The organism is Serratia ficaria, from assembly GCF_900187015.1.
Lineage (GTDB): Bacteria > Pseudomonadota > Gammaproteobacteria > Enterobacterales > Enterobacteriaceae > Serratia > Serratia ficaria.
Genome location: NZ_LT906479.1, coordinates 1805407 through 1818752, shown reverse-complemented (window position 1 = coordinate 1818752; position 13346 = coordinate 1805407). Strand labels below are relative to the sequence as shown.

Annotated in this window: 10 protein-coding genes; 5 read left to right on the top strand and 5 right to left on the bottom strand. The window is 62.6% G+C overall.

What is annotated here, in order from left to right; genetic code table 11:
* Positions 1-131: 131 nt before the first annotated feature.
* Positions 132-2411 carry an ATP-dependent Clp protease ATP-binding subunit ClpA gene (clpA, locus tag CKW09_RS08650; protein ID WP_061798091.1) on the bottom strand — a complete coding sequence of 760 codons (2280 nt, stop codon included), beginning with the start codon at positions 2409-2411 and terminating at the stop codon, positions 132-134.
* 27 nt (positions 2412-2438) lie between these two features.
* On the bottom strand, positions 2439-2759 hold the full coding sequence (gene clpS / locus CKW09_RS08645; RefSeq protein ID WP_095096764.1) for an ATP-dependent Clp protease adapter ClpS: 321 nt from the start codon (positions 2757-2759) through the stop codon (positions 2439-2441).
* Between the two features lie 357 nt (positions 2760-3116).
* On the opposite strand from clpS, the gene cspD reads away from it, so the two are divergent.
* Entirely contained in the window at positions 3117-3338 is a 222-nt protein-coding gene (cspD, locus tag CKW09_RS08640) for a cold shock-like protein CspD (protein ID WP_004942590.1), read from the top strand.
* An 85-nt stretch (positions 3339-3423) separates the two neighbouring features.
* On the opposite strand, the gene macB is transcribed toward cspD, so the two are convergent.
* A complete protein-coding gene (gene macB, locus CKW09_RS08635) occupies positions 3424-5370 on the bottom strand; it encodes a macrolide ABC transporter ATP-binding protein/permease MacB (RefSeq protein ID WP_095096761.1) in 1947 nt (648 codons plus the stop codon).
* Complete coding sequence (macA, locus tag CKW09_RS08630) at positions 5370-6485, bottom strand: macrolide transporter subunit MacA (RefSeq protein ID WP_095096758.1); 1116 nt, start codon at positions 6483-6485, stop codon at positions 5370-5372. The genes macB and macA overlap by 1 nt, the downstream gene beginning before the upstream one ends.
* Positions 6486-6683: 198 nt before the next feature.
* Between macA and CKW09_RS08625 the strand changes: the two genes are divergently transcribed.
* Entirely contained in the window at positions 6684-7637 is a 954-nt protein-coding gene (locus tag CKW09_RS08625; RefSeq protein WP_061798098.1) for a VirK/YbjX family protein, read from the top strand.
* Positions 7638-7651: 14 nt separating this feature from the next.
* Here CKW09_RS08625 and CKW09_RS08620 read toward each other — a convergent pair whose 3' ends face one another.
* Positions 7652-9310: an ATP-dependent endonuclease gene (locus CKW09_RS08620; RefSeq protein WP_095096756.1), complete on the bottom strand. Its 1659-nt coding sequence runs from the start codon at positions 9308-9310 to the stop codon at positions 7652-7654.
* 185 nt (positions 9311-9495) lie between these two features.
* On the opposite strand from CKW09_RS08620, the gene CKW09_RS08615 reads away from it, so the two are divergent.
* The 3 genes from CKW09_RS08615 to hcr all read left to right on the top strand — a co-directional run bounded on the left by CKW09_RS08615 (position 9496) and on the right by hcr (position 13272).
* Positions 9496-10392: a lysine exporter LysO family protein gene (locus CKW09_RS08615; protein ID WP_061798102.1), complete on the top strand. Its 897-nt coding sequence runs from the start codon at positions 9496-9498 to the stop codon at positions 10390-10392.
* 174 nt (positions 10393-10566) lie between these two features.
* Positions 10567-12216, top strand: a complete 1650-nt coding sequence (gene hcp, locus CKW09_RS08610) for a hydroxylamine reductase (protein WP_095100084.1) — start codon at positions 10567-10569, stop codon at positions 12214-12216.
* A gap of 54 nt (positions 12217-12270) precedes the next feature.
* The gene (hcr, locus tag CKW09_RS08605) at positions 12271-13272 is read left to right on the top strand and encodes an NADH oxidoreductase (protein ID WP_095096752.1); all 1002 of its coding nucleotides are present in this window, start codon (positions 12271-12273) and stop codon (positions 13270-13272) included.
* The last annotated feature ends 74 nt before the right edge of the window (positions 13273-13346 follow it).

Sequence of the window (13346 nt, the reverse complement as noted above, 5' to 3'; positions counted from 1 at the left end):
TCGCAACGTTCAACACCGAGTTGCAGGTGCGCAGGTAAACTGAGAGGGCTCACTCATTTCTGTTTGCGGTGAATTTCACCCATAAAAAAAGCGATGCCGATGCATCGCTTTTTCTTTATCCGACCGCGGCCTTAGTGCACCGCGCCCTCGTCCGCTTTGCGCTTCTGCGCGCTGAGGAAGTGGTAGGTCAGCTGTTTCTTGTCTTTATCCAGCTCGACCTTCACCGAGCCGCCGTCCACCAGCGAGCCGAACAGCAGTTCGTTGGCCAACGGTTTCTTCAGGTTTTCCTGCATCACGCGCGCCATCGGGCGAGCGCCCATCGCACGGTCGTAGCCTTTCACCGACAGCCAGTCGCGCGCTTCGTCGCTGACTTCCAGCGAGACGCCCTTCGCATCCAGCTGCGCCTGCAGTTCGACGATGAACTTGTCGACCACCTGCTGGATCACCTCGGTAGACAGATGGTTGAACCAGATGATGTTGTCCAGACGGTTGCGGAACTCCGGCGTAAACACCTTCTTGATCTCTTCCATCGCGTCGGTGCTGTTGTCCTGCTGCACCAAACCGATCGATTTGCGTTCGGTTTCGCGCACCCCGGCGTTGGTGGTCATCACCAGGATCACGTTGCGGAAGTCCGCCTTGCGGCCGTTGTTATCGGTCAGGGTACCGTTGTCCATCACCTGCAGCAGCAGGTTGAACACGTCCGGGTGCGCCTTCTCGATCTCATCCAGCAGCACCACCGAGTGCGGATGCTTGATCACCGCGTCGGTGAGCAGGCCGCCCTGATCGTAACCGACATAGCCCGGAGGCGCGCCGATCAGGCGGCTGACGGTATGGCGTTCCATATATTCGGACATGTCGAAACGCAGCAGCTCGATGTCCATCGCCTTGGCCAGCTGTACGGTGACCTCGGTTTTCCCGACCCCGGTCGGCCCGGCGAACAGGAACGATCCCACCGGCTTGCGATCGTGGCCCAGGCCGGCGCGGCTCATCTTGATCGCCTCGGTCAGGGCTTCGATCGCCTGATCCTGCCCGAACACCAGCATTTTCAGCCGGTCGCCCAGGCTTCTCAGCACGTCGCGATCGCTGGCGGATACGGTTTTTTCCGGGATACGCGCAATGCGCGCCACCACCGATTCAATGTCCGCCACGTTGACGGTTTTCTTGCGCTTGCTGACCGGCATCAACCGGCTGCGGGCGCCCGCCTCGTCGATCACGTCGATCGCCTTGTCCGGCAGATGGCGGTCGTTGATGTACTTCACCGACAGCTCCACCGCGGCGCGGATCGCCTTGGCGGTGTAGCGCACGTCGTGATGCGCTTCGTATTTGGTCTTCAGGCCGTTGATTATCTGAACGGTCTCTTCCGGCGTCGGTTCGGTAATGTCGATTTTCTGGAAGCGACGCGCCAGCGCGCGGTCTTTCTCGAAAATGTTGCTGAACTCCTGATAGGTGGTCGAACCGATCACCCGGATCTTGCCGCTGGACAGCAGCGGTTTGATCAGGTTGGCGGCATCCACCTGCCCACCGGAAGCCGCACCGGCGCCGATGATGGTGTGAATTTCATCGATAAACAGGATGCTGTTCTGATCCTGCTCCAGCTGTTTCAGCAGCGCCTTGAAGCGTTTTTCGAAGTCGCCGCGGTATTTGGTGCCGGCCAGCAGCGAGCCGATATCCAGCGAATACAGCGTGCAGTCCGCCATCACTTCCGGCACGTCGCCCTGCACGATGCGCCAGGCCAGGCCTTCGGCGATCGCGGTCTTGCCCACGCCGGACTCGCCCACCAGCAGCGGGTTGTTTTTGCGGCGGCGGCACAGCACCTGAATGGCGCGCTCCAGTTCAGGATCGCGGCCAATCAGCGGATCGATGCCGCCCACGCGGGCCAACTGATTGAGGTTGGTGGTGAAGTTTTCCATACGGTCTTCCCCTCCGGACTGCTCTTCGTTCACCGGGTTTTCCGCATTCGGCGCTTGGCCCGGCTCGTCTTTACGTGTGCCATGTGAAATGAAGTTCACCACGTCGAGACGGCTGACGTCGTGTTTGCGCAGCAGGTAAGCCGCCTGCGACTCCTGCTCGCTGAAAATCGCCACCAGCACGTTGGCGCCGGAAACCTCGCTGCGGCCGGAAGATTGCACGTGGAATACCGCGCGCTGCAGCACGCGCTGGAAGCTGAGCGTCGGTTGGGTGTCGCGCTCTTCTTCGCTGGCGGGCAGCGTCGGCGTGGTTTGTTCGATGAAGGCCTCCAGCTCCTGGCGCAATGCGGCCAGATCCACCGTACATGCCTCAAGCGCTTCCCGCGCGGCAGGGTTGCTGAGCAGTGCCAGCAACAGGTGCTCCACGGTCATAAACTCGTGTCTGTGCTCACGCGCCCTGGCGAAAGCCATGTTGAGACTGAGTTCCAGTTCTTGATTGAGCATAAGCACCTCCCCAATAGATTGCCTTAATCAGGCTTTTTCCAGCGTACAAAGCAACGGATGCTCGTTCTCCCTTGCATAGCGGTTCACATGGACGACTTTGGTTTCCGCCACCTCGGCGGTAAAAACACCGCATATCGCCTTGCCTTCATAGTGGACCCGGAGCATCAGTTGCGTTGCGCGTTCAATATCATAAGAAAAGAACTTTTGCAGAACGTCAATCACAAATTCCATCGGCGTGTAATCGTCGTTGTTAAGTATAACTTTATACATAGACGGCGGTTTTACCGCATCGATTTGTTTTTCTTCGGCTAAATGTTCGAAATTCAACCAGTCGTTGTTATTGCCCATTGCTGCTCATCTTCTCTGCTCTGCCCTGTTATATGGGGGCAGGTTTCGGTTATTCAAAGTGGGGGATAGTTACTATTTTATCATCTTCGGCGTCATCCCGCCGCACTGTAACGTGCGCAAAAAACGCGAACGAATTGTTACCAAACAATGTCAATAGCGTTACCTGCTTCAAACTTTGGCGAACTGCTCCCCGCCGACAAAAGCCGATCCCTTGACGTGATGATCATTTGCTCTAGAGTGTAAATTCGTGAGCTGGTGGTCTTTTAACCGCCCTCTGCCCACCTGCTGCCCGCCTCTGGCGGGTGCGAAATCAGTTATTCATCTCACTTAAAATAGCGTTGCGAGGGATGTAAAAGCATGGAGACGGGTACTGTTAAATGGTTCAACAACGCCAAGGGCTTCGGGTTTATCTGCCCTGAAGGCGGCGGCGAAGATATTTTCGCTCATTACTCGACCATCAAGATGGATGGTTACAGGACGCTGAAGGCCGGCCAGCAGGTCAGCTTTGACGTGCACCAAGGGCCGAAAGGGAACCATGCGAGTCTTATTGTGCCGCTGGAAAGCGAGGCACTGGCCTAAACGCTTCCCGCAGAGCCGCTCTGCAATAATACGCCGCTAAAAATGCCAGCCGCAGTGTGACTGGCATTTTTTATTTTCGGTAGCTTTACTCGCGCGCCAGGGCGTCTATCGGGTTCAGCCGCGCGGCGTTGCGCGCCGGCAGGTAGCCGAACACCACGCCGATGCCGGTTGAGCAGATAAACGCGCTCAGCAGCGCCGCCGGCGGGAAGCTGATCTGCCAGCCCGGCAACACCAGCTGCACCAGCAGGCCGATGGCGAACGACAGCGCAATCCCCAGCGCGCCGCCGACCAGGCACACCAGTATCGCCTCGATCAGGAACTGCTGCAGCACGTCGCCGGAACGGGCGCCCACCGCCATGCGGATGCCTATCTCGCGCGTGCGCTCGGTGACCGACACCAGCATGATGTTCATCACCCCGATGCCGCCGACCACCAGCGAGATCACCGCCACCAGCGTCAGGAACAGCTGCAGCGTGCGGGTGGTTTTCTCCGCGGTCTGCACCAGGCTGTCCATGTTATAGGTGAAGAAATCCTTCTTGCCGTGGCGCAGCGTCAGCAGGCGCGTCAGCTGCTGCTCCGCCTCCCGGCTGCTGTAGCCGTCGCGGATGCGCACGGTGATCGAGTCGAAATAGGCGTTGCCCATCAGCCGGTTCGCCATGGTGCTGTACGGCACCCACACGCTGAGCGTCTTGCTGCTGCCGAACATCGACTGCTTCTCTTTGGCCACGCCCACCACCGTCGCCGGCATGTTGCCCACCAGGATCACCTCGCCCACCACGTTTTTCTGATGCGGGAACAGCCGGCGCTGGGTATTGGCGTCGATCACCACCGTCTGCGCCTGCGACTGCACCTGCAGCGGGTCGATGCCGGTGCCCTGCGTGAAGGTCATGCCATAGACGCGGAAGAACTGTTCGCTGACGCCGCTGACGTTGGCCGCCACGTCGACGTTGCCCAGCCGCAGCCGCATGCTGCTGCCGATCGACGGCGACAGCGCGCCGACGTAAGGCTGTTCGCGCAGCGCATCGAGATCCTCGTATTTCAGCGACTGGCGAAAAGTCGGATCGTCGTCGCCGAAGTCCTTGCCGGGGTAAATGTCGACGGTGTTGGTGCCGATCGACTTGATATCCGCCAGCACCATTTGCTTGGCGGCGTCGCCGATCACCAGGATCGACACCACCGAGGCGATGCCGATGATAATGCCCAACATGGTCAGCGCGGTGCGCATCTTGTTGGCGGCCATCGCCCGCCAGGCCATCACCAGCGCCTCGCGGAAGCGGCCCGTCATCTGCTGCCAGGACGGGGCGGCCGTCGCCAGCTCCAGCGGTTTGCCCTGCGGATTGTCCTGCCGCGCCGCGCGCGAGTCGGCGATGATCTCGCCGTCGCGGATCTCGATGATCCGCTCCGCCTGCTGCGCCACCGCCGGATCGTGGGTGACGATAATCACCGTATGCCCCTGCGCGCGCAGCTGCTTGAGGATGGCCATCACCTCTTCGCCGGAGTGGCTGTCGAGCGCGCCGGTCGGTTCGTCCGCCAGGATCACCTGGCCGCCGTTCATCAGCGCCCGCGCGATGCTGACGCGCTGCTGCTGCCCGCCTGAAAGCTGGCTCGGCCGATAGCCGACGCGTTCGCCCAACCCCAACCGCTGCAGCAGCGCCACCGCCCGCTCGCGCCGCGCCGCCTTGCCCAGCCCGGCGTAGACCGCCGGCACCTCGACGTTATGCGCGGCGCTCAGATGCGGCAGCAGATGGTAACGCTGGAAGATAAAACCGAAATGCTCGCGGCGCAGCTGGGCCAGCGCATCGCCGTTCAGCGTCGCCACGTCCTGCCCGGCCACCCGATACACGCCGGCGCTCGGTTTATCCAGGCAGCCGAGAATGTTCATCAGCGTCGATTTGCCGGAGCCGGAGGCGCCCATGATGGCCACCATCTCGCCGGCCTCGATGCTCAGACTGACGCCCTTCAGCACGTCCACCGTCTGATCGCCCGACCGATAGCTGCGGCGAATGCCGCTCAGTTGCAACAGCGCCGCCATCAGCCCGCCTCCGCGCCGCCGCGGCTGACGATCACTTCATCCCCCAGCCGCAGGCCGCTGAGGATCTGCACGTCGATATTGTTGCGCATGCCGATGGTCACTTCGCGTTGCTCTTCTTTGCCCTGCTTCAGCACCGCAACATGGTAGCGGTTGTCGGCGATCTGATCGCCCAGCGCCGCCAGCGGGATCACCTGCGCCTGCTGAACGCCCGCCAGCTGAATGTGCACCTGCGCAGTCATCTGCAGGCGCAGCAGCCCTTCCGGGTTAGGCACTTCGAAGCGCGCGTAGTAGAAGATGGCGTTGTTGACCTTTTCCGGCGTCGGCTGAATGTCTTTCAGCACGCCGTCGAAGCGCCGGGTGGGATCGCCCAGCACGGTAAACCAGGCTTTCTGGCCCGGTTTGAGGTTGATGACGTCGGCCTCCGATACCTGCGCCTTCACCAGCATGGTGCTGAGGTCCGCCAGCGTCAGAATGTTCGGCGCCTGCTGCGCGGCGATCACCGTCTGGCCCTGCAGGGTGGTGATCTGCACCACGTCGCCATCCATCGGCGCCTCGATGCGGGTATAGGCCAGGTTGATCTTGGCGGTATCCAGGCTGGCCTGATTTCTGGCGATCTGCGCATTGATGGTGCCCACCTGCGCCTTTTTGACCGCCAGCTGCGTCGCCGCCTGATCCAGATCCTGGCGTGAGACCGCCTGCAGCTTGGCCAGCGCCTGGTTGCGCTGCAGCGTCACCGCCGCCAGCCGTTGCTCCGCCTGCGCCTGCAGCAGCTGAGCGTGCAGCTCGCGCAGCGTCGCCTCCCCTTCGCGGATGCTGTTCTTCGCCTGCTGCGGGTCGATCACCCCCAGCAGCTGGCCTTTCTTGACCTTGTCGCCGATCTCGACATCCAGGCTTTCCAACTGCCCGCTGACCTGGGCGCCGACGTCAACCTTGCGCACCGCGTCCAGCTGGCCGGTCGCCAACACGTTTTGCTGAAGGTCGCGCTTAGCCACCTTCACCGTTTTAAAGTCGGTCGGCGCCGGATGGCGAAAATGCCAGACTGCCGCCGCGGCGATAACCGCGACGGCCACCAGAATGAAGGTCCAGCGTCGTCTATGTCCTTTAAACCACGTCAAAATGGATTCCTGCCTGTTGTGCTTGTTAATGGGGGCCGCCCAACGCGGCGGCGAGGTAAATTATCACGCGACCGGCGAAATAACTAAACCTTAGCTCAACACAGTGTGGAGGGCCTCGGGGTTACAGTTCGGCATTGAACTCTCGTTTAGCGAACCCTTGATGAAATAACGCCATTCAACACAGCCAAGGATTTCATCATGTCACAGCTCAGCTATCCACTCGTATCCGCCCGGCCGCTCAACGGCTGGCAACTGATGACGGCGCTGATTAATGGCGATAAGGCGCCGAGCAACGCCTGGAAAAAAACCTCGTTTCGCCTGAAGTTTCTCAGCCGTTCGCTGCTGAACTGGCGCACCACCCGCGGCCTGCTCAGCACCCTGGCCGCCAATCCGCTGCTGGACGAGATCCTGCGCGCGCAGCCTAACCTGCCGTGCAAGCTGCATCGCCCGTATCTGGCGGCGAACATGAACAAAATCGAGTGCCTGTTCGCGCTGCGCGATCATTACGATCTGCTGGTCCAGCGCATGCCGCTGAAGATGCGCCTCGGCCATCTCGGCCGGCAGCCGTTCGTGCTGGCCAGCGCGCAGGGCAAAAGCGGCGCGCCGGTCACGCTGGAACTGGCGGCGATCGACACGCTGAATAAGGAAGGGGAAGCGACCCTGCTGCTGCGCAACGCCAATGGCGTGATGCTGGCGGAGATCACCTTTGCGCTGATGCACTATCGGCAGCAGCCGACGCTGTTCATCGGCGGGCTGCAGGGCGCCAATCACCAGGTGCCGCACGCCGAGATCCAGCAAACCACCAAGGAATGCCACGGGCTGTTTCCGAAACGGCTGGTGCTGGAAGGCATCGGCACGCTGGCGCGCCACCTGGGCATCCGCCAGATCGTGGCGGTTGGCAACGCCACGCACATTTATCAGAACTGGCGTTATCAGAGCAAGAAGAAAGATCAGCTGCACGCCGATTACGATCAGTTTTGGATTTCAATGGGCGGCAAACCGCTCGACAGCGGCTATTTTCTGCTGCCGGAGCGCATCGCCCGCAAGCCGATTGATGAGGTCGTCAGCAAGAAACGCGCCGAATACCGCCGCCGTTATCAACTGCTCGATGAGCTGGAGCACGGGCTGGCGGCGCACTTCGGCGCCCGGTAACGCCGCGCGGGCGCTTAGTCCGCCCGGCCGCGCGCCAGCCAGATCACCCGCGAGAACATTTTCTTCAGCAGCGGCGGCACCGCATCCGTGCCCCATTCGCCGGCCTGCATCGCCACCTCGATCGCCAGATCGGGCTTCGACGAGTGATGCACCGCCTTCAGGATCACCTTGCGCATCGGCATCTGCGCGTTGATCGGCACCGACGCCACCCGATGGTAGACGGCGCTGAAGCCTTCGCGGAACATAAAATGCTCCATGTCCGGCGCCGGCAACGCCGTCAGCCGATCGCGTTCGTTGTCTTCGTGATTGTCCAGCAGGCTGCGCACGGTATTGGCGTATTTTTTACCCGCCTCGTCGCCGTCCACCAGCGCATGCCACTCAATGCCCATGCGCCGGGCGAATCTCAGCAACGGCTTCAGGCCGCACTGGGCGAACTCGATCACCCGCACCCCTTCCGCTTCGAAATGGTAGCCGCACTGGCGCGCCAGCTCGTTCAACAGCCAGACTTCGGTCTCGCCCTCCACCAGCAGCCAACAGCGGGCGAACAGCGACGATGGCCGGTTGAAGCGGATATGAAACGCGATGCGCCGCCCATCTTCGGCGCCCAGCCCGCGAGGCCCGAGACGGTAGGTCGCCACTCGCCCCGACTCGCGCACCAGGCGGCAGACGTGCTCCACCGGCACCAGCGACACCAGCTCGCTGGAATTGGTGGTGGTGATGCGCTGCAGCGGCAGCTGGTTGAGCAGCCCCCAGGCCACCGACAGCATGATCGGGTGCAAACGGGTTTCCGGGTCTTCCACCAGCAGCAGCGGCCGGGCGTGGGGATCCAGTTTGACGTTGCCCTTGGCCTGCAACAGGGTGGAAAACATCCCCAGCAGCACCAAACGCATGCTGCGGCTGTTCGGCTCGGCCACCATACGGTTGATGCCGTCCAGCGCGCGCCACGCATCCTGCTCGGGTTCCTGGCCGCGCCGCCGCGGCCGCGCCACCTGCGACCCCTGCTCGGCAAAGTAATGCTCCAGCAGTTGCTGCATGGCGGCCAGCCCTTGCCGCAGCTCGCCGTTGGTCAGCTTTTGCGGGTTGCGCACCAGTTCGCGCATCAGTTGATCCAGCTGCTGCGCCAGCGCCTGGTGGTCCGCCGGGTTTTCGTCGGTCAGGCTGCTGGGGCGCAGGCGGCGGATGAAACGCGCGTCGCGCAGGCGCAACACCGGGTGAATGCGGATAATGGCATGCGCCAGCTGCTCAATGTGGTGCAGCTGCATCGGGTTGCCGTCGACGTCGAGAAAGCCGCGCCAGGTGCACACCGTGCCGTCATCGGCCAGCTCCCCTTCGCAGCGGTAGTGAATGCGGCTCAGGCTATCGTCGCCCTTGACCCACAGCGGCGTCAAATGCCGATAGCGCGGCAGGTGCGCATGGCCGATGTCTTTTTCGCAAAAGGTGAACACCACCTGCAGATGGCGCTCTTTGGCCGACTCTTCGCCCGGCGGGTAGTGAAAATCCTGCGCCTCGAAGCGGTACAGCTTCTGCTCCGGCGCCAGCAGCAGCGTCAGCGCATCCAGCAGGCTGGACTTGCCCCAGGCGTTTTCACCGAGCAGCAGCGTGTTGTCGTCCAACGTCAGCGACAACCGGTTAATGCCGCGAAAACCTACAATCTCGATACGCTCCAAGAACATCAGCCGCCTCCCGTGCGCGCCGTCACCGTCGTCAATGAGGTGACCTTCACAGAGCATGGTCAAAAAACCCCTTGCAGGTCAAGCGGCCAAGGTCAAATCTGCCGCTTTACTCCGGCGCGGCTTTTGGTTAGCGTGTGGGCCTCGCCGGATCTCCGCGCCCCCGAACAAAGGACGTAAGCTTCACCATGTATTCAGGACTGCTGATTATTCTGTTACCGCTGATTGCCGGTTACCTTATCCCTTTACACAGCCGCCGGCTGCTGCAGCTGATCAACCGGCTGTTAAGCTGGATGGTGTACGTGATCCTGTTCTTTATGGGCATCAGCCTGGCGTTTATGGAAGATCTCAGCAGCAATCTGCTGTTGATCTTCCAGTACGCCGCGGCGTTTTTCCTGTGCATCCTCTGCGCCAACCTGCTGCTGCTGGCGTTGCTGGAGCGCCGCATGCCGTGGCGCAACAGCCATAAACAGGAGAGGCTGCCCTCGCGCCTGCACATGGCGCTGGACTCGCTCAAGCTGTGCGGCGTGGTGCTCGGCGGTTTCCTGCTCGGGCTGACGCAATGGCAATGGCTGCAGTTCGCCGGCAAGGGCAGCGAATACGCGCTGATCTTCCTGCTGCTGCTGGTCGGCATCCAGCTGCGCAACAGCGGCATGACGCTGCGCCAAATCGTCTTGAACCGCCGCGGCACCCTAGTGGCGTTGGCGGTGGCCGTCGCCTCGCTGGCCGGCGGCGCGCTGGCGGCGCAGCTGATGGGCCTGCCGCTGAAGACCGGGCTGGCGATGGCCTCGGGCTTTGGCTGGTATTCGCTGTCCGGCATTTTGATCACCGACGCCTACGGCCCGGTGCTGGGCAGCGCCGCCTTCTTCAACGATCTGGCCCGCGAGCTGGTGGCGATCATGCTGATCCCGACGCTGGTGCGCCGCAGCCGCTCCTCGGCCCTCGGCCTGTGCGGCGCCACCTCGATGGACTTTACCCTGCCGGTGCTGCAACGCAGCGGCGGGCTGGAAATGGTGCCGCCGGCCATCGTGCACGGTTTCCTGCTGAGCCTGCTGGCGCCGGTGCTGATCGCCCTGTTCTCCTGATCCCTGCCCGGGGGCCTGCCGGCCCCCGAAAGCGTAACAATTCCCATCCGCACGGCAAAATTGCGCTAAATCAACGTTGCCCGCGATAGTCGCACAAAAGCCTTTTTCATCCCCGGTCGCCGATCTATGCTTTTAAACAAGCATTATAAATGCAACTTTAAAAAGGAAGCGATTATGTTCTGTGTGCAGTGCGAACAAACTATCCGTACCCCGGCAGGCAACGGCTGCTCTTATGCCCAGGGCATGTGCGGCAAAACCGCCGAAACCTCCGACCTGCAGGACCTGCTGGTGGCGGCGTTGCAGGGGCTGTCCGCCTGGGCGCTGCAGGCGCGATCGCTCGGCATCGTCGATCACGATATCGACAGCTTTGCTCCGCGCGCCTTCTTCTCCACCCTGACCAACGTCAACTTCGATTCCGAACGCATCATCGGCTATGCGCGGGAAACCCTGATGCTGCGCGATTCGCTGGCCGCCCGTTGCCGGCTGCTGGACGCCGGGGTGCGCGTCGATCATCCGCTGGCGGCGCTGCAGCTGGCGGGAAGCGATATGCCGTCGCTGTTGCAGCAGGCGGCGCAGTTCGCCCTCAACAGCGACCAGGCCGAGGTGGGCGACGACGTGCACGGCCTGCGCATGCTGTGCCTGTACGGTCTGAAAGGCGCGGCGGCCTACATGGAGCACGCCCACGTGCTGGGCCAGTTCGACCCGCAGATCTACGCCGACTACCACGCCTTTATGGCCTGGCTCGGCACCCAGCCGCGCGACGTCGATACCCTGTTGAACAACGCCATGGGCATCGGCAAGATGAACTTCAACGTGATGGCGATCCTCGATCGCGGCGAAACCCAAGCCTACGGCGATCCGCAGCCCAGCGCGGTTAACGTGCGCCCGGTGGTCGGCAAGGCCATTCTGATCTCCGGCCACGATCTGAAAGATCTGCAGATGCTGCTGGAGCAGACCGAGGGCCAGAACGTCAACGTCTACACCCACGGCGAAATGCTGCCGGCGCACGGTTATCCGCAGCTGAAGAAATTCAAGCACCTGGTGGGCAACTACGGCAGCGGCTGGCAGAACCAGCAGGTCGAGTTCGCCAGGTTCCCCGGCCCGATCGTGATGACTTCCAACTGCATTATCGATCCCAACGTCGGCAATTACGGCGACCGCATCTGGACGCGCAGCATCGTCGGCTGGCCGGGCGTCAACCACCTGGAAGGCGACGACTTCGGCGCGATTATCCGCCAGGCCCAGGGCATGAACGGCTTCCCTTACACCGAGATCGAGCACCTGATCACCGTCGGCTTCGGCCGCCAGACGCTGCTGAACGCCGCCGACACGGTGATCGGCCTGGTGGCGCAGAAAAAACTGCGCCATGTGTTCCTGGTCGGCGGTTGCGACGGCAGCCGCGACGAACGCAGCTATTTCACCGACTTCGCCCGCAGCGTGCCGCAGGACTGCCTGATCATGACGCTGGCCTGCGGCAAGTACCGTTTCAACAAGCTGGACTTCGGCACGCTGGAGGGCCTGCCGCGCCTGCTGGACGTCGGCCAGTGCAACGACGCCTATTCCGCCATCATGCTGGCGGTCAAGCTGGCCGATACGCTCGGCTGCAGCGTCAATGAGCTACCGCTCAGCCTGGTGTTGTCCTGGTTCGAGCAAAAGGCGATCGTCATTCTGCTGACGCTGCTGTCGCTGGGGGTGAAGAATATCGTCACCGGCCCGACCGCGCCGGGCTTCCTGACCGAAAACCTGATGGCGGTCCTCAACGAGAAGTTCGGCCTGCGCCCGATCACCACCGTTGAGCAGGATCTGTCCGCCCTGCTCGGCTGATGCCGTTACCTGACGGGGCCGCCTGCGCCGGCCCCCTTGCTTTTGAGGTGTCTGATGACCCAACCCAGCCCGCTGTGCCCCAACCGCGTGCAGGTGCACTCCATTCAGCGGGAAACCGCCGACGTCTGGACGCTGAACCTGATCTGCGACGTCTTTTATCCCTACCAGCCCGGCCAATTCGCGCTGATCGGTATCCGCAACAGCGAAGAAACGCTGCGCGCCTATACGCTGTCGTCGTCTCCCGGCCAGAGCCGCTTCCTCAGCGTCAGCGTGCGCCGCCTGCCGAACGGCGTCGGTTCGCGCTGGCTGACGCAGGAGGTGCAGCCCGGCAACACCCTGTGGCTGTCCGACGCGCAGGGCGATTTCAGCTGCCAGCGCTATCCGGCCGATAGCTACCTGATGCTGGCCGCCGGCTGCGGCGTAACGCCGATCATATCGATGTGCCGCTGGCTGGTGGCCAACCGCCCGTCCTGCGACATCGCCGTCATTTTCAACGTGCGCACCCCGGCCGATATGATTTTCGCCGACCAATGGCACGCCCTGTGCGCCGCGCACCCGCAGCTGAGGTTAACGCTGATGGCCGAACGGGATCCTCTGCCGGGCAGCCTCAGCGGCCGTCTCGATGAGCGGGCGCTGCGCCAGGTGGCGCCGGACGTCGCCGATCGCCGGGTGATGGCCTGCGGCCCGGCGCCCTATATGGATCTGGCGCAGCGGCTGTGCCGGCAACTCGGCGTACCCGCCGACCGTTTCCATAAGGAACAGTTCCATACGCCGGAGGCCGCGGCCCAAGCCGGCGATGGGCTAACGCTGCGCGCCGCTCGCCCGCTGCGCGAGTTTCGCGTGCCGGTCGGCAGCACCCTGCTGGCGGCGATGGAAGCCAACGCGCTGCCGGTCAACGCCGCCTGCCGCGCCGGGGTGTGCGGCTCATGCAAAACCCGCATCCTCGACGGCGACTACACCACCACCAGCAGCATGACGCTGACGGCGGAAGAGATAGCCCAGGGTTACGTGCTGGCCTGCAGCTGCCAACTGCAGGGCGACGTCACCCTGGCCTGACGCCCGGCCGCCCCATCGGCCCGATGGGGCATTTATCGGCAAGCGTAGTTTTCAACTCGCTTCTACACTTCCTC